We start from the raw sequence: 21,972 nt of genomic DNA on the forward strand, positions 1-21,972 counted from the left end.
GGTTTTTAAAGTATTATTTTTTCAATTGAACACTACACTGTTATATTCTATGCTTTTCACTTCTGAACTCCATGTCCTGAATGTCCTGCCATAGGATCCGTTCCATTCTTCAAGATCATCTCTGAGTATAGCAAGTACGCTCCGGAGACGGCTACAGTGTCGCCCTCGTGTAGTCCTTCTGTAATCTCTACCTGGTCAAAATCTTCGAGCCCGGTCTTAACCATCTGTGGTTTGAAAGTATTATTGCCATGCTGCACATATACATGCGTTCCTTTTCCTGTTCGAATCACCGCATCTATAGGTATAGCAAGCGATTGTCGTGAAGAATGACTCAGCATTACTTGTGCTTGCATACCCGGAGTATATTTATGGTCTGCATTTTTCAATGCCGCACGTACAACCGTTACTTGCGTATTCCCCTTGTATTCCGGACTTAAAAACGTTATGGTGGCCTCGGCAGGTTCCGCTTCAAAACCGCTTATACGAAGACGGATCTTATCGCCCGTTTTTACAAGCGCTGTTTCGTGTGGATATAGATCAGCTTCTACCCAAAGATTGTCGATATTTTCAATGCGGTAAAGTATAGATCCTTCCGCTATATACTGGCCTTCTGAAACGTTGATCTCTGTAACAATACCGGAAGCAGGTGCGAGAAATGTAATGCGCGGTTGCAATGATTTCACATTCGTTAACCTTGCGATTTGCTCAGAAGTCAATCCATAGAGCAATAGTTTTCGTTCTGCTGCCTTGAAAAATGATCCGTAACGTGTTTCCTGTTTGCCCAAGGCTTCGAATTGTTCTTTCGCCAACAAATATTCACGTTGTAGTGTGAGCAGATTTTCACTATATATTTCATAGAGCGGCTCGCCCTGCTTTACAGTTCGTCCGGTTTCTTTTACAAACAATTTTTCAATTCTTCCGGCAGTGCGACTGCTGATAACGTTCGTGCGTTCTTCATCCAGTGATAATCGTGCGTTTATGATGGCAGTCTCGCCAACAGCACGCATGGATACTTTTTGAGTTGTAATGTTAGCAAGCTTAAACTGACTGTTGCTTAACATGATATGACTTTCTGTGGCGTTTGAATGAGTTACAGGTACAAGCTCCATACCGCACACAGGACAAGTACCTGGAGCATCTTTAATTACCTGCGGGTGCATGGGGCAGGTATATTTTGCAGCCGCAGTGTCTTTTTGTACATGATTATGTTCTGCATGTTCATTCCCGGTTTGTTCCTGCTTGCAGGCAAACAAAAGAAAGATGTATATATAGAATAAAACTCTCATGTCAGTTCTTAGGTTTAATGAAACTTTCACTGTCTACCAGGTATTGCGCATTGCTGGCGATCTCATCCGAAGAAGCGATTCCTTGTACAGCAACAAGGTCGCCACTATATATACCGGTTCTGATCTTTTTTGGTTTAAACGCTCCGCGCTCTTTAATGAAAACAATCTTTTCTAATCCGAGATCGAGTACGGCTTGCTTTGGAAGCCAGAACGCTTCGACTTCCGGGATTAGAATTGTAGCGTTTATCAATTGACCGATTTGAAATTCCTTCGTGTTCTTCATGTATACTCTTACTTTGACGAAGGCTTCTTCCTGGTTAAAAAATGGCTGGACAAAGTCGATCGTTGCTTTTTGTTTATTGCCATTACCAAGGTCAAGCTCAAGTGCATCTCCGGCTTTCACTATATCTGCATCCAGAAGGGAAAGATTTAATTCAATGCGAAACGCAGAAGGATTTATTACTTTAAATAAAGTCTGACCCGTAGAAACGTAACTCCCTTCCCGTATCAATGAAGACGATGTTGCATTGGAGGGGGATGTAGTATTGCCTGCAGAAGCACTAGTACTTCCCATACCACCGTTCATACCAGCGTCTACTGATGTACTCGTAGATGATGAAATGTTCGATAATGTGGGAGCAGCATTAGTTTCATTTATAATATAGCCATCGTAAGCACTAAAGACAGTAAAGGTTTGTAACGGCTCTTTGCGCTTGATAAGTTGATCTACTTGTTTGGCGGAGGCACCGAGCAAATGTAGCTTGCGTTTCGCAGATTCAATCAGCGCAGTATCGCGCTCTTGCTGGAGTATATACAGGAATTCGCGTTGCGCCATGAGCATATCTGGACTGTATATCTCTGCTATCTTTTGTCCTTTGTGTACTGGTTGATAAGCATATTTAATATATACTTTTTCAAGACGGCCGCTGATGCGAACAGGTATACTATACGTGTAGCGCGTGTCGTAGGTAACGATGCCTTGTACTGGTAATGATACCGATACTTTTTTGTGTTCGCCTTTGATGATCTTCACGGAAGCGAGTATCGATTCGTTAGGGGATTTTATTCCCTTTGCCAGGTCTTCAGTCATCTTTACCTCTTCGCCTTCCCGCGCTTTGCGCACGAGGTCCATTCCGCATACGGGACATGTACCGGGTTTATCTGATACCACCGTAGGGTGCATCGGGCAGGTATAGGTATCATGGTGTGCAGCTTCTTTTGTGGAGCACGCAGATACAGTCAGCAGTAGAATACTGAAGAGCACCCATGCTATAGTTGAAGTATAGGGTTTCATTTTATTTTTCAAGCTCTTTTTCATAGCGAACGATCATCGTATAATATTCTTCAACCTTTTCCAGGTATTCCATTTGAGCCATGTTCATAGCCTCCCATCCATCGATTACATTGGGAAGTTGTTCACGGTTCTCTTCGTATGCGAGCATGGTGGTTTCATAATTCTTACGAAGCGCTGGTATAATTCTCTGCTCGTAATTGCTCAACTGCTGTTTCATCCGGAGGAGCTGCTTCGTCATGCCGGCCAGCATGCCGCGCGCTTCCAGTAATATAGCCTCCCGATTTTTTTGCATTGCTGCTATATCATACTGCATACCCTTCACTTCGGCTTTATACATTTTAGACGACCACGGTGCAATGGGAATGGATACCATGGCCATGGCTGTAAACTGTGAAGGCATATCGCCGATGGGCTGCATGTGATCGAACCGGATCTTGAAATCAGGACGCGACTGATATTGCTGCACTTGTTGATTAAGACGCATGACTTCTATGGTCTGGTTGATCTGTTTAATATCGCTGCGATTTGCGCTCAGTGCCGTTGTGTCGTACACTATATTATCGGGTGTGAAGTTTACAACCGTTGCCGTATCTATAGCGATGGAATCCATAGCAGGCATGTTCATCAAAGTTTTCAGGCGGTAGCTTTTTTCCTCGATAGAAGCCTGCGTCATCAGTAACATATTTTGCACTTCACTCAGGCGCCCTTCCACCTTGTATATATTTCCGAGACTTCCTTGGTTATAGGGATATCTGATTCTGGCGAGCTTGAGCATCAAGGTGGTGATGCGCTCATTTTCACGCAGGATCTTTACTTTCTTCTCCTCTACAAGCCATTGATAGTATAGTGCTTTTGCTTCTGCGCGCAAGGCGTTGTATTGGTAAGCACGTGCTTGTTGTTCTACACTCGCTTTAGATTGCAGGTAGTTTTTGTTAGCGTTAAGCTTGGATGGATTTGGAATTTCCTGTTCAATGGAAAACATGATCGAACCTTTATCACGTTCGTCCATAAGCGTTTGTCCGGGATACGGAGTCATAAACGTTCCGGCACCGACCATGGGAGCCATCCAGCTTTTGGCGCCAGCGGTATAGGCGTTGAGTGCTTTTACTTTTTGATCGTACTCCTGCAGCATCGGGTTTTGCTTATCTATGCGGTATAGCACTGTATCCAGGCTGACAACCTGAGCGTGTACGGGTATCGTTATATATATACCCAACACGAAAATAAAAGCGACACTGCAGCAGGGATAGCAGCGGAAAGCCCGGAGCCCGGTTGCTAAACGTTGTAAAAAATTTACACGCCATGGGCGAGGACTTGCAGCGAATAGCCCGGCCCGAGGCACGAGGGAGCTGCCGCTATCATCTATAGCTTCGAGCTTTATATTTTCGCCTTGCAGGTGAATATTAAAATCAATGCTTGCCTTCATATACTTCAAGTTTTCCAAACTTTCGTAATTCATATTCTTTTGTCATCAGGAAGATGAGCGGTGTTACCAGTAGAATGTGTGTTGATGATGTGAGTACGCCTCCGATCATTGGGAGGACGATCGGTTGCATAACGTCACTGCCGACACCGGTTGACCAGAGGACGGGGATGAGGCCGAATAATGCTACGGATACGGTCATGATTTTTGGACGAAGCCGCTTGGCTGCTCCTGCTATAACAAATTCTTTTAACTCTTCGAAGGTGATTGTGTCGCGTGAATTGCCGCGAAGTTTGATCAACTGTTGCATGGCATCGTTGAGGTATATAACCATAACCACACCGGTTTCTACCGCTATTCCAAACAACGCGATAAAGCCAACGGCTACCGCCACCGATAGATTTACTCCATAGAAGTATACCATATAGGCGCCTCCGATGAGTGCGAAGGGAATAGTGATCAAACTCAGAAAGGCCTCACGAATGGATTTGAACGCGAGATATAGGGATATAAAAATGATGAGGAATACTACCGGCAGAATTACGGTTAGTGTTTGCTTGCTGCGAATGAGGTTTTCATATTGCCCGCTCCATTCGAAGTAGTAGCCATTGGGTAGTGTACCCATGCCGTTGTTCAGGGTTTTCATGGCTTCCTCAACAGTACTGCCCAAGTCGCGATCGCGTACGTTGAACAGTACAGCACCGCGGAGTAATGCATTTTCAGAGATGATCATGGGGGGGCCATCTTCAAAACGGATGTCTGCTATAGAGGAAAGTGGCACGGTTCCGAGTGCTGGTGTTTTGACCGGGATGCGTTTTAGTTGTGAGAGGCTATTGCGATAATCTTGCGCGAGTCTCACGCTGATGGTAAAACGTTGACGTCCTTCAATGGTTTGTCCGATGGGTGTTCCGCCAATCGCAGACTCAACAATCAAATTAACATCGTTTATACTCAGACCATATCGACCTATTGCTTCACGGTTAATGTTGATCGTTAAATATTTCCCTCCGGTGATCGGATCAACATATAGATCCTTTACTCCGGGTACAGCCGCGAGTGTATTCTTTACGCGCTCCGATATAGCCTGTATGCTGTCCAGATTTTGTCCATATACTTTAACGCCTACATCGGTACGTATACCGGTTGCGAGCATGTTGATGCGGTTAATGATGGGTTGTGTCCAGCCGTTGACTACACCGGGGATTTGCATTTTTGCATCCAGCTCGTTGATGATATCTTTTTTGGTGATGCCTGCGCGCCACGTTGATTTTGGTTTGAGCATGATGATGGTCTCGATCATGCTGATCGGTGAATTATCGGTGGCTGTACTTGCGCGCCCTGCTTTACCCAATACTTTGTCTACTTCGGGTACAGATCGAATGATTTTGTCTTGTACTTGCAAAATACGCTTCGCTTCTTCATTGGAAACATCAGGAAGTGTTACGGGCATGAAGAGTATAGATTGTTCATCTAGCGGAGGCATAAACTCGCTGCCCAGGCTGAACAGCAATGGTATACTGATGGCTAGTGCCAGTATATTTATACCGATGGTTGTTTTACGCCATCGGAGACAGGCACGAATAACAGGTGTATAGATTCGTTCGAGAAAATGATTGATGGGGTTATGCTTTTCATCTCGGAATTTTCCTTTCATGAAGAAGGAAATAATAACGGGAGCAAGCGTTACCACCAATATAGCATCTACCAGTAAAATAAAGGTTTTGGTATAGGCCAGTGGATGAAATAGCTTGCCCTCCTGACCGGTGAGCATGAATACCGGCAGGAAAGATGTGATGATGATAATGGTAGAATAGAACACACCGCGCGAAACTTGTTTTGATGATCGCTCGATGATGGCAAGCCGTTCAGCTTCCTCAATTTTTATATAGGGCTTTCGCGAAAATAGCTTTTTGATCATGGTCTTTTACTTTTCAGTTTCCGGGTTTAGCTCGCTATAGCGGTGCGATAAATTCTTATAAGCGTTCTCCGACATAATGATTCCATTGTCTACAATAACACCAATGGCCAATGCTATACCGGTAAGCGACATGATGTTGGATGATATTCCGAATGCATTCAGTAAAATGAAGCTTGTTGCCAGTGTTATGGGAATCTGGATAATGATGCTGATGGCGCTTCGCCAGTGAAGAAGAAAAATAATAACGACCAGCGACACCACGATCATTTCTTCGATGAGTGTTGTTTTGATAGAAGATATGGATTCTTCAATGAGCGTGCTCCGGTCATATACTATATTGAATTTCATTCCTTGCGGAAATCCTTTCGCGACTTCCTCCATTTTCTTTTTAACGTTACGGATAACTTCATCTGCATTTTCACCATAGCGCATTACCACAATTCCCCCTGCTACTTCACCTTCTCCATTCAAATCGAAAATACCCAATCGTGTTTCACCTGTCATTTGTACAGTGGCTATATCCCGGATTTTTACCGGTATAGTATTGATTGTTTTTACCGGTATATTTTCGATCTCTTCAATGGATTTGAGATAGCCGTTGGTTTTGATGATATACCCTATATCGCTCATCTCGAACTTGCGTCCACCCGCCTCGTTGTTGTTGGCGCGTATCGATTGAATTACTTCTTGTGTAGAAAGTCCGTAGTACGTAAGGCGATTCGGATTGACGGTTACCTGGTATTGTTTCTGAAAGCCACCAAAGGATGCGATCTCGCTTACACCTTGTACATTCTGCAAAGCAAATTTTACATACCAGTCTTGTATAGCCCGTTGTTCGCCCAGATCCATGCCGGGTGCATCCAGCGTATACCAGAGTATATGGCCGACACCGGTGCCGTCTGGCCCAAGCGTTGGTGCTACACCTTCGGGAAGCAGGCGTGAAGCATAGTTGAGTCGTTCGAGTACACGTTCGCGGGCCCAATATATATCTGTTGCATCCTGAAAGATAACGTACACGAAGCTCATGCCAAACATGGAAGTGCCGCGTACATATTTTACCTGTGGCAACCCCTGCAGGTTGGTAACGAGCGGATAGGTCACCTGGTCTTCAATGATCTGCGGGCTGCGCCCCATCCATTCGGTGAATACGATCACTTGGTTTTCAGAAAGATCAGGTATAGCATCGATCTTGTTGATGCGTACGGAGTAAATGCCCCAGGCAAATAATCCTGCTGCTACCAGCAATACCAGGAACCTGTTCCGCAACGACAGGGAAATTATATTTTCAATCATGGCAATAAACCGTGAAGAATAAAAATGAATGATTATAGAGAAGCTCGCCTATAGATATAGGGCGATTGCAGGAGCCGGGGAATTGGCTCTTGGAAGAAATAAAATCAGATCAGGAAAATACGATGGGAGACAATGCGATCTTCGGATCGTAATGGTGGATCGTAATTATAGTATTTGGTTTGTGATAGTATAGAGGTTGGTATGATCTCGGAAATCAATACCTGTGAAAACTCTATATCTATAGCTTGTGCCGGTGCGATGGTGATGTCAGATGCAGGTGCTTTAAATCCCTGGCCTTCGTGTACAATGGTTTCATCTTCACAGCAAGGTTTTGCTTTGTGGCAGGGAGGCATTTTCATTTCGCGTTCACAGCTCTTTGCTTTTGTGAAAAAAGCATAGTTCTGAACTTTGCCCTGGCATAAATGAATGCCGATAGTAAAGCTGCTCGCTGAAAATAAGGTCAGCAAGGCGAGCGTGATGGATACTATGGGCCTGAATGTCTTCATGTATACACTTCAAATGTACGGATTTTGGCGACATAAGGGTTTACATTTTAAGAAGATTGATTTGTATAATTTCCGCGGATCTGCCAAAATCATGGAATTCAAGCATCTATAGCCCATTTCAGGGATCGATTTTGGTGCAGATGACAGATGTTTGGGCTTTCAGGATTTCCTGAAAGCCATGTATACTATAGAGATGGTATATGCAAAAATACTGGAGGTAAGGCCCGCAAGCTTATGAAATGAGTTCGTTCAGCAACCGGATTACATCTCGCTGGCTGGCAATAGAATACTGTGCTGCCGAATGACCAGGACCAACCTTGATGGTGATTGCACGATCGGCCAATATGCGGAACATGTCCTCATCCGTTTTGTCGTCACCTATAGCAAGCACAAAATCCGGATTGGTTTCTTCTACGAGGTTGCGCGCAGCAACGCCTTTGTCTACTCCGGTTTGTCGTACTTCAATCACTTTGTTGCCATCCATTACCTGCAGCTGCCCGTTGCGCACCAGGTGGAAAAGTGTATCGAGTAATTCGCGCGAACGCATAAAACCAAAGTCGGGATCAACATTCCGATAATGCCACGCCAGGGTATGATTCTTCTCTTCTATAAAAGAACCGGGACACCGCTTGGCAAACATTTCCAACGTAGGCCGTATCACTGATTTCCAACTCTGATCAATTTCTTTTTGACTCCACGTATGATCTGTTTTTCGAATCGCAGCACCATGCTCTGCTACCAGCGTAGCCGGTATATCTTTGAACCAGTCTTCCAGTACAACCGAATCGCGGCCACTGATGATGGTCAGATTTGTTTTAGGGTCGTTGCCCAACTGTGCGAGAAGTTGTAAAAGATTTCGGTCAGGTACAGCTTCACGCGGATGTCGCGCGAAGGCAACGAGAGTTCCATCATAATCAAGCAAAAGATTTCGGGTTTGTGCTTCCTGAAAAGAATGAATGATTTCTTTGCGTATAGACGGAGTAACGTATTTCTGTTGTTCTGTTTTTTGTTGCTGTTTGATTTCCGTTAACTGAAACAAAAAATCATTCACCCAGCTGTGTACATCATAATCTATAAGACGCTTTTGCATCTGCGAGATTTTTCTTCGTTGCTCTTCGGGCTGCATGGTAAGCGCTTGTTGTATAGCTTCAGACATCTCTTCGGTGTCCAATGGATTAACGAGAAGTGCTTCACCCAACTCACTGGCTGCACCTGCAAGTTCACTGAGTATCAATACACCTTGCTGCTCGGAGCAACATGCTATATATTCTTTCGCCACCAGGTTCATGCCATCGCGCAACGGAGTAATCAGTGCTGCATCAGCGACATGGTATAGCGCACAGAGCTCTTCAAAATCTAAATTGTTATACCGGTATATAACAGGTTGCCACGACAACGTAGAATACTTGCCGTTAAGACGTCCAACATTTTCTTCTATCAGAATTCTTCGTTCATTATACTTCGAAATAATTTGTCGTGACGGAACGATTACCATTACGAACACAACTTTCTCAATCCATTCGGGATGCTTCTCCAACAATCGCTCAAAGCCCAATAGCCGGTGCGTTACACCTTTAGTATAATCAAGCCTGTCTACCGAGAATATGATTTTTTTGTCCGGAAAGTTTTTGGTGATGGCTTCCATCTTTTGTACGACTTCAGGTTTGCGTGACGCGGTACTGAATTTTTCGTAATCAATACCCAATGGAAACATATCTGCTTTAACCAAACGATCCTGCATGGTAATGGTGCGATAATGATGATCGTATCCCAATACCATCCGTACAGTCTTTAAAAAATGCTGTACATATTCATGTGTATGAAATCCAATGAGGTCGGCGCCTAAAAGTCCACGTACAATTTTTTCTTTCCACGGACTATGCAGAAGACGGAAAATTTCATAGGACGGAAAGGGTATATGCAGAAAGAAACCGATCGTTGCATCCGGCATCTTGTCACGAATGAGTTGCGGTAACAAAAACAATTGATAGTCGTGTATCCAGATGGTGTCACCGGGTTTAATAACTTTCAATAGTCTCTCCGCAAAGATTTTATTCACTTCTTCGTAGTTCTCGAAGAACTCCTGATCATATACTACATATGAAGGGAAGTAATGAAACAGTGGCCATAGCGTTGCGTTGCAAAAACCATTGTAGTATTTGTTGTAAACTTTCTTATCTATAAATACCGGTTCTATTGTAAAGTCCGTTTGAACGTCAGATTGCTTTTTAAATTTCTTCCATCTTTTTTCGGGAAAGTCTGCGGATCCGAACCATTTTTTTTGTTGAAATACATCGCGGTTGGACTCGGCATTGAAATAACTTATAAGTGCAGTGACCAGTCCTCCATCACTCTGCTTCATTGTCAACTGATCATCCTGCTCCAACAATTGAAAAGGCAAACGGTTGGAGACCAGTATCAGGCTTTTGTCAGATTTTTCCATTCGTAAATAATATTTAACGATGATCTTCAGTTTTGAAACGCAACTGAAGATAGTGCTGTGTAATGGATATGAAAATCATGCCAGCCCCCCAAAGAAAAGATCGCAACTGAGCAAATTCGGAAGATGATAACATGAAATATAGCATGCGCAACAAAAAAGAAAGCCAGTGATGTAAGTATCGGATAAACGATTTATACCATGATTCTGCCTCTCGAACAGAACATGCTACATTCGTCATGAATATGTTTGGTATTTTACAAAGAAGCGTTTAAACTTTGCGTTTTCTGTGCGCACGAATTGTATACCTGTTACAGGTTTTCTTTTGATTATACTCTGTCTGAAAAATAAAACATAATGAAAATATCATATGTAATCTTGTTCAGCTTCCTGATGATATTGTTACTTTTTGCAGCAACCACATACATCAACTTTAAACAATCTGAAAAGATTAATGAGAACCATGAGTTGTTAGCGCGATCATCGATCATTCTGAAACAGAGCAATCGCTTTCAACGAAATATACTGAACATGGTGAGTGGTTTGCGAGGATACCTTCTCACCAACGAAGTATTCTTTATTCAATCGTACGATTCCGCCATGCTGGAGAATGATGAGATATTGGATGAGCTTTCTGTGCTGATCAAAGATAGTGTTCAACAAAAAAATCTGTTGGATGGTATTCTGGAATTGAATAAGTATTGGATCAATGAATTTGCGTTACCATTGATAGAAGCGCGTAAAAATGCCACAGTTTCCGACAGCAGCATGAATGCGTTCAATAAACTTTACCGGGCGAAATTAGTAACGGGAATGGAGAAGGAAATTAACCGAAGTCTCCAGCAGAAATTCAAGGAGTTCAGTAACCATGAATATGCTGTGCGCGAACAGCAAAAACTTGCTCTTTCATCTTTCATTCAGCGAACGAAGGATATATCTTTTTCATTGACACTGTTCTCTTTTATAGCCGGTATGGCCATTGCTATTTTTATTGCTACGCATATATCATCCGGAATTGTGAAAATGGTACACATGGCCGACAGTATTTCAAAGGGCGAGTATACAGTTTCAATGAAGGCCGAGGGTAAAGATGAACTCGGTAAGTTAGGTCGATCCTTGAATAATATGGCCGGTATACTCTCTGAAAATATTTCGTTGCTGCAACGGAAAAATGAAGAGCTTAATCAGTTTGCATATATAGTCTCGCACGACTTGAAAGCTCCGTTGCGCGGAATTGACAATGTAGTAACCTGGATTCAGGAGGATCACATGCACGAGCTTTCGCCGAAAGTAGTGGAGTATCTTGAATTGATTAAAGGAAGAATTATACGTGCAGAAAATCTTCTCAATGGTATATTGTCATATTCGCGTGTAGGGCGCGAGTTGCAACCCAACGAGGTTGTAGACGTAAATGAGTTGCTGGAAGAAATACAAGGTTATCTGCCGGAGAAACCTGGTATTACACTTCACATTGAAAAGAATATGCCGAAGTTGTTCACTGAAAAACTTCCATTGATGCAAGTGTTTATGAATCTGATCGTGAACGCTTATAAGTATCACACCAAAGCGAACGGAAGTGTACAGGTATATCATACGAAGAATGATCACTACTATGAATTTTATGTAGAGGATGATGGTCCGGGTATATCTAAGGAATATCACAAGAAAATATTTATGATTTTTCAGACGCTTGAGAATCGCGATTCTTTCGAGAGTACAGGTGTAGGATTAGCGATTGTGAAAAAGATACTCGATGACCGAAAGTTAACGATACGATTAAACTCAGAGCCTGGAACAGGTTCTACTTTTATTTTTACTTGGCCTTTAAATGAAATAGTATGATGCGGGTAATAAATATACTCCTGGTGGAAGATGATAACCTGGATGTTATCGATGTAAAGCGCACACTCGATAAGATGGCGATCGTTTATAATATGAAGGTAGCGAAGAATGGTGAGGAAGCGATTCGTTTACTTCACGATAAGCGTGATTCATTTACTGTAAAGCCTGATTTTATTATTCTGGACCTGAACATGCCAAAGATGAACGGTCTTGAACTTTTACAGATACTTCGCAGCAGCGAGGACTGGAAGGATATTAAGATATTTATACTTACCACATCGGAGGAGAATGAAGACAAACAAGCTGCTAAACAATATGGTATATCCGGATATATAGTGAAGCCGCTGAAGTTTAACAACAGAGGTTCACTGGATGCTTTTAACCTGATGATCGACCTGATGAACATGCAGAACTAAAAGCATCCGTGATGATGGTGTTATGTCATTTGATTCGGATATGCACTGCCTGTGCCCGACTCACAATATTTTTTGAGGCTTCGTAAATACAATGCCCAGTTAAAACTCCATTCACTGAATTTACGAGAGCTGTCTTGCCAATCGCTGTGTATAAATTCAACGATTGTTACCTGTGGGTTGACTTCCAGTATAAAATTTACTTTGGTGTTTAGCCATTCAAATTCTCCGCCGGTGCAAGACCATTGTACCCAAGAACTATTGTCGTGCTTGGTAACTTTTAAGTCAACAGTTTCTTGTCCGAATTCGAGTTTAAACATTTGATTTAAGAAAGGCTGCCCTTGAACTGTAGGCGTGAGCCAGGCAACTAGATCCTGATTAGCCGTAAGTGCTTCAAAGACTTTTTGTCCCGAAGGATCAATGATGCCAAGTAAGTGTCTGATTTCAGGCATGATACATAGAGGGTTTAAAATAACGTTGATTGAAAAATATTAAAATTATAGCGGTCTTCCAAAGTACACCGGGTTATAACGTTCAGAGCTGCTATAAACTATTTCATTCGCAACTTCTTTATTTTGAGAGTTTATACTTCGAGTACACATATCTATTCTACGCTGTGTCGACTCATTTAAGTCATTCACCATTGATTAAAGATATTAATCGACTTTATGGGGAATATTTTATACAAATTGATACCTTTGTATCTCTTACCTGAGACACAGGTAGGTTAGGTTAAAAGCAGGTGATATCAGACGGATATAACCTGCTTTTTTTGTTTCAGCAAAATTCTCTTCCCTTTAGAAAGTTACCATCACACAGCAGAGCTTATTCAGGAGATAGTATATATTATGAAAATCTGGACGGCATTAACAGAATCGGAATGCAATGAAGTCTGGGAGAAGCTTCATCAGCACTTCAGTTTTCCAAGGATCCACACAGACAAGCCTCTTCATAAATTTTCAATTCGCCATATATGGGGTGATGAAAACTATATACATGATCTTGAACGGAAGGCACTGGATATTTTAATCTCCATTACTGCACCCGGTGAAAAAGTATTGGCGCTCGACTGGGAGCACACCTGTTACCGTGTTGACCTTCGGCACCACAAGGAAAATCCAAAGGCAGAGAATATATTTCATATTCCTTTTATACCAGACGGTGATTACTATATATACCTTACAGAGGATTTTGAAAACGTGTGGTTCGGACATCCGTGGGAGGAAACCATTACCGTGATAGGAGAGAAGTTGATGGCTGCTACGTTTAATAATTTGCCAGAGGCGTTTAAGGAATAAGTTCTTTCGAATAGCATATAGTATACATTGATCCTGGCTATCGATACGAACTGTACGGCCAAACCATATATACATTAGCCAATAGAATCATTCACGGGATTCTTGAGGATGGCGGGTTGTTTAGCTAAATCAGAAAGAGAATTCCCGGCAAGGATCTTCAGTGTTTCATCGCGCACCTGGCCAAAGAGCCTGTTGATTGAGCACTCATGCTCGTTGGTACACATTCCACACGACTCATAAAAATTCAACGACACACACGGAAGCATGGCCACGGCACCATCAATGATCCGGATAATTTCGATGATCCAGATTTTATCCGCACTGCGTTTTAAATAGTATCCGCCTCCCTTACCTTTTTTACTTCCGAGCACACCTGCATTTTTGAGATCCAGGAGAATTACTTCCAGAAATTTCTTGGGAATTCGTTTGGTCAGAGCAATTTCACTGATGGTAACGGAGGCCTCTTTGTCCGTTTCAGCTAAATAAAGCAACGCGTGCAACGCGTACTGGCATTTTTTCGAAAGCATATAGGTTCACAGAATTTGCCGGGTCCTTTACCAGCTTATGCAAGCTGTTGACAAGCAATGATTTTACAAAGGTATGGATTTACAACTATAACCCCAGATGGAGGTGTAAAACAAAAGGCTTCGGTGAAAGCCTTTTGTTTTGAAGTAAAGATTGTTTCAGGAGTCATGATGTTTAAGAGTATACGTCCAGACCGGGCACTGCACATGGTTCACCACGTCTTCGGCAATGCTGCCAGAGATAAAATGCGCCAGGCCCTTGCGGCCGTGTGTTGCCATGGCAATCATATCGGCATTGATTTCTTCTGAAAAACGTATGATGCCATTTTCTTCATTTGTATCGTTTATAATATTGAGCGTATAATTATTAAATCCGTAGTGTCGGATATAGTCATTTAGTGAAGCGGTTATGGTTCGCTCTTCCATGGAATTCGCGAGCGTATTTACATATAGCAGGTATAGATGGGCATCCAGAAATTTCTGAAGCTCTTTGATTTTATTCACAAAGTGCGACTGGTGTAAATCCGGAAGCGTAGGGAATACTATTTTGTGGATGGAAGAAAGACTTGCAGGCGATTTTATAGAGAATACAGGCACCGGAGAGAGTCGAACAATTTTTTCAGCGTTTGAGCCTACGAAAAGTTCTTTCATACCACTCGCCCCATGGGTACCCATTACCACCAGGTCTATTTCATTGTCGGTGATAAATTGTTGAATGGTGTCGATGATCGGTCCGTGATCTGTATAAAAATGCACAGGTATAGGATCGGTACGATGGCTGCGCATCATTTCATCGAAATTTTTCTGTGCATCTTTTTCGAGTTCTTCAATGACGGTGGCATTGAATGTATAGGGCTGTGCTACAAAAGATGTTTCGTAAGCCGCAACAAATTCGATAGCGTGTAAAACTAAGACCTCACCACGACTGATGGTAGCAATCTCTGCTGCCAACTCAAACGCCTGTACGGCTGTGGGAGAGAAATCACAGGGAACAAGAATCCTTTTCATGATTTTGAATTTTGCTGTTAAGATTTCAGTGCAATCAGAGTTGCCTCATCAGGGCAAATGTTTGATCGATTGTATGTCTCAACGAAGATCATGCTACCAATCCGACTTGTGCGTTGCTATACAGGTACCCGCGGTACTGTGGAGTAAGAACAAATTTTTATAGATTGTTGTTCACCGCCATCACTGATTTCTCAGGTAACATATTTACAGAATTAAGGAATATAGTGCAGGACTATACCCGTGAGGATGAAATGGATGTAAGGTGAAAACTCATGAGCAAAAAACGGCTGATCAGAAGACCAGCCGTATAACCAATTATTAACCCAAAAATTACTTCTTCTTAGTTCCTTTCATTTTGTCATATCGGAGTAGACCTTCGATATAGTAGTAGTCAGCGTATACCAAGGGTATATCTATTTCTGATTTCGCAGGCTTGTGGCCGACACTGTGCATGAGAACAAAATGATTATTGCTGCCCGGCTTCGCCATATATACCGGTGAGCTGAGGCTTGCCAGCATTTGCTCCGCGGCTGTGAAATACTTTTTCCCATTCTTCACATACTGACTCAATTCCAGCAGACCGGAAGCAGCGATGGCTGCTGCTGAAGCATCACGTTCTTCATTCGGTATACCCGGAGCATTGAAATCCCAATAGGGAACTTTGTCTTCCGGAAGATTGGGATGTCCTAAATAGAAGTCCGCAATCTTTACAGCCTGATCCAGGTACTTCTTGTCTTTCGTCTCGCGATACATCACCGTGTAGCCATACAATCCCCAGGCTTGGCCGCGCGCCCAGGCAGATTCATCAGCATATCCCTGTGCGGTGGCACGCCTCGCTACATTTCCAGTAAGCGTATCGTAGTCCACAACGTGGTAGCTACTGTTATCCGGACGAAAGTGATTCTTCATTGTGGTATTCGCATGCGTCACGGCAATCTTGTAGAAACTTGAATCGCCTGAAACACGTGTTGCCCAAAAAAGAAATTCAAGGTTCATCATGTTGTCAATGATTACCGGGAACTGCCATTTGCCATGATCCCATGAGCGTATACATCCGGTCTTTTCATTGAAGCGTGTAGAAAGTGATTTCGCTCCCTGTAACAAGATCTCTTTATAGGCAGGATCATTTGTGAGACGATACCCGTTTCCAAAAGAGCAGTATAGCATAAAGCCAAGATCGTGTGTACGGGTGTTGAGCTTTTCTTTTTCTAGTCCCGCAGTCCACTGCCGTGCAGCAGTCTCCCATTTTTTATCATGGGTATATTCATACATATACCAGAGACTTCCCGGATAAAATCCGCTGGTCCACTCGGTAGAAGTGGTGCCTCTGAAATTTCCATCCGGTTTGGCACCGCGCGGAAATGAAAGCGGGTCTTTATATACCTCCAGACTTTGGCTGAGTTGTACTTTTACTTTTTCAAGATTGCTTTTCGCGTCCAGCTTTATTTTCACTATAAAACCAGACAGCAACACGATCGCTATACTACTATATATTATGATACTTTTTCTCATGCCATTTTACTATTGAGGATAACCATCGTTTTGAGGTTTCAGAATTTGATTCAAATCAATCTCCAGTTGAGGTACCGGAAATACTTTGTGATACTCCTGAACATTGGTGATGCCTTTGGCCTGAAGTGTTGAAACCAACCGGTCCGTGCGCACCAGGTCATACCAGCGATGTCCTTCGAAACATAACTCCAGGCGCCTTTCATTTAATACAGCTTCTCTGAATTCATCTTTTGTGAGACCTTCAAGATCAGGCAGCCCCGCTCTTTTACGAATAGAGTTGATGGCGGCATAAGCTTCTGTTGAAGGTTCGGCTGTAACTTCATTGGAGGCTTCAGCAAAGATCAATACAACTTCTGCAAAACGTATATGCGGAAAATTGTTGTCAGACTGGTTCGCTGTTACGGCATCGGCATCAATCCACTTGTTGCAGTAATATTTACCATCAGTACCTTTTACAAAAAATACAGGGAGGCGAAGATCTGAAGGATCAAAGGCTTTATATATATCCTCGGTTGGTTGGAAGGATCCGAAACCACGCCCCGCTATGGAATTGTTTTCCTGCGCCCAGAATGCAATCAGGTTACTTCCTTGTCCGGAAGGACCACTGATAAATTGTGCATCAAAGATCGCTTCTTTACCAAACTCATTGCTGATGGCAAACACATCGCTATACTTGTCCCAGAGGCCATACCCGAATTCCGGCTGCATAACTTCCAGTGCTTTGTCTGCGGCAAGCTGATATTGTTTTAGGGTAAGATATACCAGCGCCAGGTATGATTTTGCTGCACCCTTTGTTGCACGACCACGATCTGCACCGGTATACGATATAGGGAGCACAGCTTCTGCGTCCTGAAAATCTTTGATGATCTGCTGATAGATAACATCCGCCTCTTCACGTTGTGGATACGTGAGTTCGGTTAACGATGTTGTCTCGTCTATCACCAACGGAACTTTTCCGAATAAACGTACCAGGTGAAAGTAATAGAACCCGCGAAGGAATTTAGCTTCTGCTACCAATCTGTCGCGAAGCGGTTCTTCCATTTGAATCAATGGAACGCGGCCGATCACAACATTGCACCGGTTAATGCCCAAATAGAAATTCTGCCATGTTTCGCGGAGAATTGTATTTTGGGGCGTATGCGTATACTGGTCAAGTTGTACGCGGTCGTTGTTATTCAACAGCGGGCTTACATCATCCGTAGTAATATCGCCCAGGATGTTGAAGTTACGATTTGTGTCGCCATTTGTTTTGTTGGGAGCATACGCAGCGGTAACGGCAGCAATGGCATCACTCTTTGTCTTGTAGAAATTCTCTGCGGATATAAATGATTCTGGTTTTTCCTCCAGAAAATCACAAGCCGATAATACAAGTATGGCTGTGAGTATACATATATAGTTTGTTGTCTTCATACAGTAATCGATTTTAGTATTCGTTAAAATCCTATGTTAAGTCCAACGAGGTACATTTTCGCTGTAGGGTAACTTCCATAGTCTATACCCTGGCTAAGGTTATCCTGCCCAAAGCGGCTCACTTCAGGATCATACCCTGAGTAATCGGTAATCGTTAATAAATTCTGTCCACTGATATATATTCTGGCACTGGCCAGGCGCAGGCGCTCCATCCATTCTGATGGAAATGTATACCCGAGCTGGATATTCCGCATACGGATATAGGATCCATCTTCAACCTGCCGGCTGGTAACCTGGTATGGATTTCCGGTAGAAGTAGCACGCGGAATTTCATTGCTCGGATTTTCAGGTGTCCAGCGATTTAATGCTACAGCAGATTGATTGCTGATACCCGTGAGCGATTCAAGCTCGTACCGGTTTATATTATATACACTGTTGCCTTGGGAGCCGACAAAGAATATACTCAAGTTAAAGCCTTTATAGCTAAAACTGTTGGTAAATCCGAAGATATATTTGGGTTGTGCATACCCCAGTATCGTACGATCACTTGAGTTGATGGCACCATCAGGAGTCAGATCTTTATACCTTCTGTCTCCGGGCTTGGCAGTCTTTTGAGCAGAAGCATCAATCTCAGCCTGATTTTGAAAAATGCCATCGGTTTCCAAACCATAGAACACACCGATCGGTTCCCCTACACGCAAAATTCCGGAGTTAGCAAGTTGAAGGTGACCACTCGCACTTCCGGCAGGTATATCTCCTTTCACATTGCCAAGGTCAAGTATCTTATTTCGGTTTGCAGAAATGTTGAAGTTGGTTGTCCAGCGTAGAGCTTTGTCAACATTCACAGAAGATATACTGAACTCTATACCTTTGTTTTGAACTTTACCAATGTTTTGTAACGATGTATTAAAGCCCGATGTAATTGGTAATGATACACTATATAGGAGGTCGCGTGTTTTCTTTAAATACCAGTCGGCAGTAATGGAAATCCGATCATTGAACAAACCGAAATCAAGTCCTACATCAAACTGCGCAGTAGTTTCCCATTTCAAATCAGGATTGGCGATCCGGTTCGGAGAATAGCCTACGATAAATGTACCACCGAAATTATAGTTCTGCGTGGTGAGTGAACTCAACGATTGGTAGTTACCGATTTCCTGGTTACCGGTTATTCCATAACTCGCGCGAATTTTCAGATCACTCACTTGTCGTATATCTGCCATGAACGGCTCATTGGCAATTCTCCAGGCAAAAGATCCGGAAGGGAACAATGAATTCTTATTACCTTTTCCGAACCTGGATGATCCGTCAATCCGTGTGGTCAGCGTAACCAAATATTTACCATCGAGATCGTAATTGATACGACCTATATAAGAGCGCAATGCCGAGTGCGTTACGTTCGATGTGCTGGTATTGGTTTGTTGTGCAGAACCAAGGTTGTTGTTTTCAAGAATATCATTTGCAAAGTTTTGACCACTTGCTCTATACTCTTCAAAATCCACAGCTTGCAATGTATATCCCAACAGAATATTAAACTTATGACGGTCATTGAGCGTAGTCTGATAGTTCAGTGTGTTTTCATTTAACCAGTCAACAGTTTGTGAGGAGTTGATATAGGCCGATCCGTTTGTACCCACAGAAGCATATACTGTGCGGGGTTGATAGTAACTTGTTTTATTATAGGCCAGGTTGGCGCCCAATAAAACTTTCAGAGTTAGTCCTTTTGCGAGCAGATATTCTCCCGATACATTTCCAAGCATCCGCGTAATCGTGGTCCGATTCTTGGTTTCATTGGCAAGCGCCACCGGGTTACTGATCTTGATCCCTCCGAGGCGATTGTCAATAGTATAGGAACCGTCAGCATTGTATACGGGAACCGTAGGTGAGAAATTCAATGCGGCATATACCACCCCTGCACTTCCACCGCCATCGGTATCACTGCTGATCGTGTTTGTTCTTGCGTTCGATACAGTCAGGCTGTTGCTGATCTTTAATTTGTCGGTAACTTTTGTGTCGAGGTTAAGCCGGAAGGAAGTTCGCTTATAGCCCGAGTTGATGATGATACCATCCTGGTCGTATAGATTTCCGGAAACCGAGTATTGCGTTTTATCATTTCCACCAGATATAGTAAGCTGGTAATTTTGAACAGGAGCCTCTCTGAAAATTTCATCCTGCCAGTTCGTTCCTTTTCCCAAGGCAGCAATTTGCTCATCGGTATACGTGAGTGCTTTTGGAAAACCAGGTTTGCCAACATTGTCTGCATTGACATTCGCTATACCTTCATTGATCAGTTGTGCGAGTTGTGTGGCATCGAGCATGTCGAGTTTTTTCCGCACCTCCTGCATGCCATAATAACTTTCAAACAAGATGCTTGGCTTGCCAGCTTTGCCGCGTTTGGTTGTAATGATCACCACACCGTTCGCACCACGTGATCCATATATAGCAGTAGCCGATGCATCTTTCAGAATCTCCATCGATTCAATATCATTCGGACTGATGGTCGGACCATTTTCATTTGTCAATGGATAACCATCTACTACATATAGCGGCTCGTTACCTCCTTGTATAGAGTTACCACCCCGTATACGAATGGACACTCCGCCTCCGGGCGCGTTAGACACCTGCGTTACCTGCACCCCTGCCGCGCGTCCTTGCAAGGCTTGTGACAATGAGGCCACCGGAACAGTCTTTATATCTTTAGAAGATATCGAAGATACAGATCCCGTAAGGTCACTTTTCTTTTGTGTTCCATATCCTACCACCACTACTTCATCGAGTTGAGAAATGTCTGCGTCCATTACTATATCGATCGCTGCGCGGTTTGCTATATCTACTTCCATCGTCTTCATACCAATGAATGTAAATATCAAAGTCCCCGACCCGGGAGCGCTGAGTGCATATTTACCTTCTACATCTGTAACGGTACCCATCGTGGTTCCCTTTACCAATACATTTACACCGGGTAAAGGAGCATTGTCACCAGAAGTAACCGTCCCTGTTATCTGAACGTCTTGTGCGTGCATGTGCACAGGCACCATCATTGCAAAGATTGTGAGTCCGAGTAGCCACAATCTTCGGCAGTACCGTAAAAATTTAGTCATAGTAATAATTGAGTTTGGGTTAATTAATTAATCGGTTGCCTAATAAGAGTAGATATTAGAGCAACTCTGTGGAGATGTCTCGACAGTACTTACAAGACGTAATTCACACGTTTGCTCCCCGACTCGCCCTCTGAAAAAAATGTAGTTATATATAAATAATAGAGTGGACTCTATGTATGATAGATGGTGTAACAAGAAACTGTTTTCGGATTTTTGACTTAAGTTGACAGAGCTCGTCAGAAAATCATGGAGGTTCTAAGATATAGCTGATGTTCGATGAGCAAACTTCGTAGGTGCTTCAATTATGCAATGTATATACTATACTTCACGGGATAATGCGAGGTGACCGACTTCTATAAAATGGTGTATGCGATTTTTAAATGAGACATTCCAATATTCATATAGAGGAATCGTAGTGACTGATGCAGGTACACCTCATCTATTTTTATCTGAAAAAACCTTTAAACTATTTTCATTCAACTAAAATAAATGAACGGCCGAAACGTCTTTTGAAAGGTAAACCGGGTTAGCTCAACGTGTCTTTCGGAGAAATTCTGAGAATAACTTCAGAATAATCTGATATATAATGCACGATATAGTGGCTTTCTACGTTTATACTTACGAACGCGGATAGTTTCAACAATCTGTAACCCCTATGCAGTTTGGTTGATACAGAAATTAGCCTGATTAAATACAAAAACCCC

The 21,972-nt window shown here is 42.9% G+C and carries 14 protein-coding genes and 1 pseudogene; 3 read left to right on the plus strand and 12 right to left on the minus strand.

Going from position 1 to position 21,972, the window contains the following annotated elements:
- Window positions 1-56: 56 nt before the first annotated feature.
- From B5Y40_RS02275 to B5Y40_RS02310, 6 genes and pseudogenes are all read right to left on the minus strand, one after another.
- A complete protein-coding gene (locus B5Y40_RS02275) occupies window positions 57-1,286 on the minus strand; it encodes an efflux RND transporter periplasmic adaptor subunit (protein ID WP_079685085.1) in 1,230 nt (409 codons plus the stop codon).
- Window position 1,287: 1 nt separating this feature from the next.
- Window positions 1,288-2,604, minus strand: coding sequence for a heavy metal-binding domain-containing protein (locus tag B5Y40_RS02280; RefSeq protein WP_079685086.1), 1,317 nt, complete (start codon window positions 2,602-2,604; stop codon window positions 1,288-1,290).
- Window positions 2,582-4,006: a TolC family protein gene (locus B5Y40_RS02285; RefSeq protein ID WP_159453582.1), complete on the minus strand. Its 1,425-nt coding sequence runs from the start codon at window positions 4,004-4,006 to the stop codon at window positions 2,582-2,584. Before B5Y40_RS02285 ends, B5Y40_RS02280 begins: the two co-directional genes overlap by 23 nt.
- A pseudogene (locus tag B5Y40_RS29865) lies at window positions 3,990-7,214 on the minus strand (efflux RND transporter permease subunit). Before B5Y40_RS29865 ends, B5Y40_RS02285 begins: the two are co-directional and overlap by 17 nt.
- A 104-nt stretch (window positions 7,215-7,318) precedes the next feature.
- Window positions 7,319-7,720, minus strand: coding sequence for an HYC_CC_PP family protein (locus B5Y40_RS29280; protein ID WP_143785573.1), 402 nt, complete (start codon window positions 7,718-7,720; stop codon window positions 7,319-7,321).
- Between the two features lie 232 nt (window positions 7,721-7,952).
- On the minus strand, window positions 7,953-10,163 hold the full coding sequence (locus tag B5Y40_RS02310) for a bifunctional alpha,alpha-trehalose-phosphate synthase (UDP-forming)/trehalose-phosphatase (RefSeq protein ID WP_079685092.1): 2,211 nt from the start codon (window positions 10,161-10,163) through the stop codon (window positions 7,953-7,955).
- 354 nt (window positions 10,164-10,517) lie between these two features.
- Between B5Y40_RS02310 and B5Y40_RS02320 the strand changes: the two genes are divergently transcribed.
- Window positions 10,518-12,002, plus strand: a complete 1,485-nt coding sequence (locus B5Y40_RS02320; protein ID WP_079685094.1) for a sensor histidine kinase — start codon at window positions 10,518-10,520, stop codon at window positions 12,000-12,002.
- Window positions 11,999-12,418, plus strand: coding sequence for a response regulator (locus B5Y40_RS02325; protein WP_221408859.1), 420 nt, complete (start codon window positions 11,999-12,001; stop codon window positions 12,416-12,418). The genes B5Y40_RS02320 and B5Y40_RS02325 overlap by 4 nt, the downstream gene beginning before the upstream one ends.
- 20 nt (window positions 12,419-12,438) lie before the next feature.
- Here the strand turns inward: B5Y40_RS02325 and B5Y40_RS02330 are convergent, their stop codons facing one another.
- Window positions 12,439-12,867 (minus strand): SRPBCC family protein, encoded by a 429-nt coding sequence (locus B5Y40_RS02330; protein ID WP_079685095.1) that lies wholly within the window; start codon window positions 12,865-12,867, stop codon window positions 12,439-12,441.
- A gap of 396 nt (window positions 12,868-13,263) precedes the next feature.
- Here B5Y40_RS02330 and B5Y40_RS02335 point away from each other — a divergent pair, with 396 nt between their 5' ends.
- A complete protein-coding gene (locus B5Y40_RS02335) occupies window positions 13,264-13,713 on the plus strand; it encodes a DUF2716 domain-containing protein (protein ID WP_079685096.1) in 450 nt (149 codons plus the stop codon).
- 74 nt (window positions 13,714-13,787) lie between these two features.
- Here B5Y40_RS02335 and B5Y40_RS02340 read toward each other — a convergent pair whose 3' ends face one another.
- From B5Y40_RS02340 to B5Y40_RS02360, 5 genes are all read right to left on the minus strand, one after another.
- A complete protein-coding gene (locus B5Y40_RS02340; protein WP_079685097.1) occupies window positions 13,788-14,240 on the minus strand; it encodes an RrF2 family transcriptional regulator in 453 nt (150 codons plus the stop codon).
- Between the two features lie 156 nt (window positions 14,241-14,396).
- Window positions 14,397-15,245 (minus strand): universal stress protein, encoded by an 849-nt coding sequence (locus tag B5Y40_RS02345; RefSeq protein WP_079685098.1) that lies wholly within the window; start codon window positions 15,243-15,245, stop codon window positions 14,397-14,399.
- A gap of 330 nt (window positions 15,246-15,575) precedes the next feature.
- Entirely contained in the window at window positions 15,576-16,757 is a 1,182-nt protein-coding gene (locus tag B5Y40_RS02350; protein WP_079685099.1) for a glycoside hydrolase family 88 protein, read from the minus strand.
- 9 nt (window positions 16,758-16,766) lie between these two features.
- The gene (locus B5Y40_RS02355; RefSeq protein WP_079685100.1) at window positions 16,767-18,167 is read right to left on the minus strand and encodes a RagB/SusD family nutrient uptake outer membrane protein; all 1,401 of its coding nucleotides are present in this window, start codon (window positions 18,165-18,167) and stop codon (window positions 16,767-16,769) included.
- Window positions 18,168-18,190: 23 nt separating this feature from the next.
- On the minus strand, window positions 18,191-21,268 hold the full coding sequence (locus B5Y40_RS02360) for a SusC/RagA family TonB-linked outer membrane protein (protein ID WP_079685101.1): 3,078 nt from the start codon (window positions 21,266-21,268) through the stop codon (window positions 18,191-18,193).
- Window positions 21,269-21,972 lie beyond the last annotated feature (704 nt).

This window comes from Ohtaekwangia koreensis (assembly GCF_900167975.1).
Classification (GTDB): Bacteria; Bacteroidota; Bacteroidia; order Cytophagales; family Cyclobacteriaceae; genus Ohtaekwangia; species Ohtaekwangia koreensis.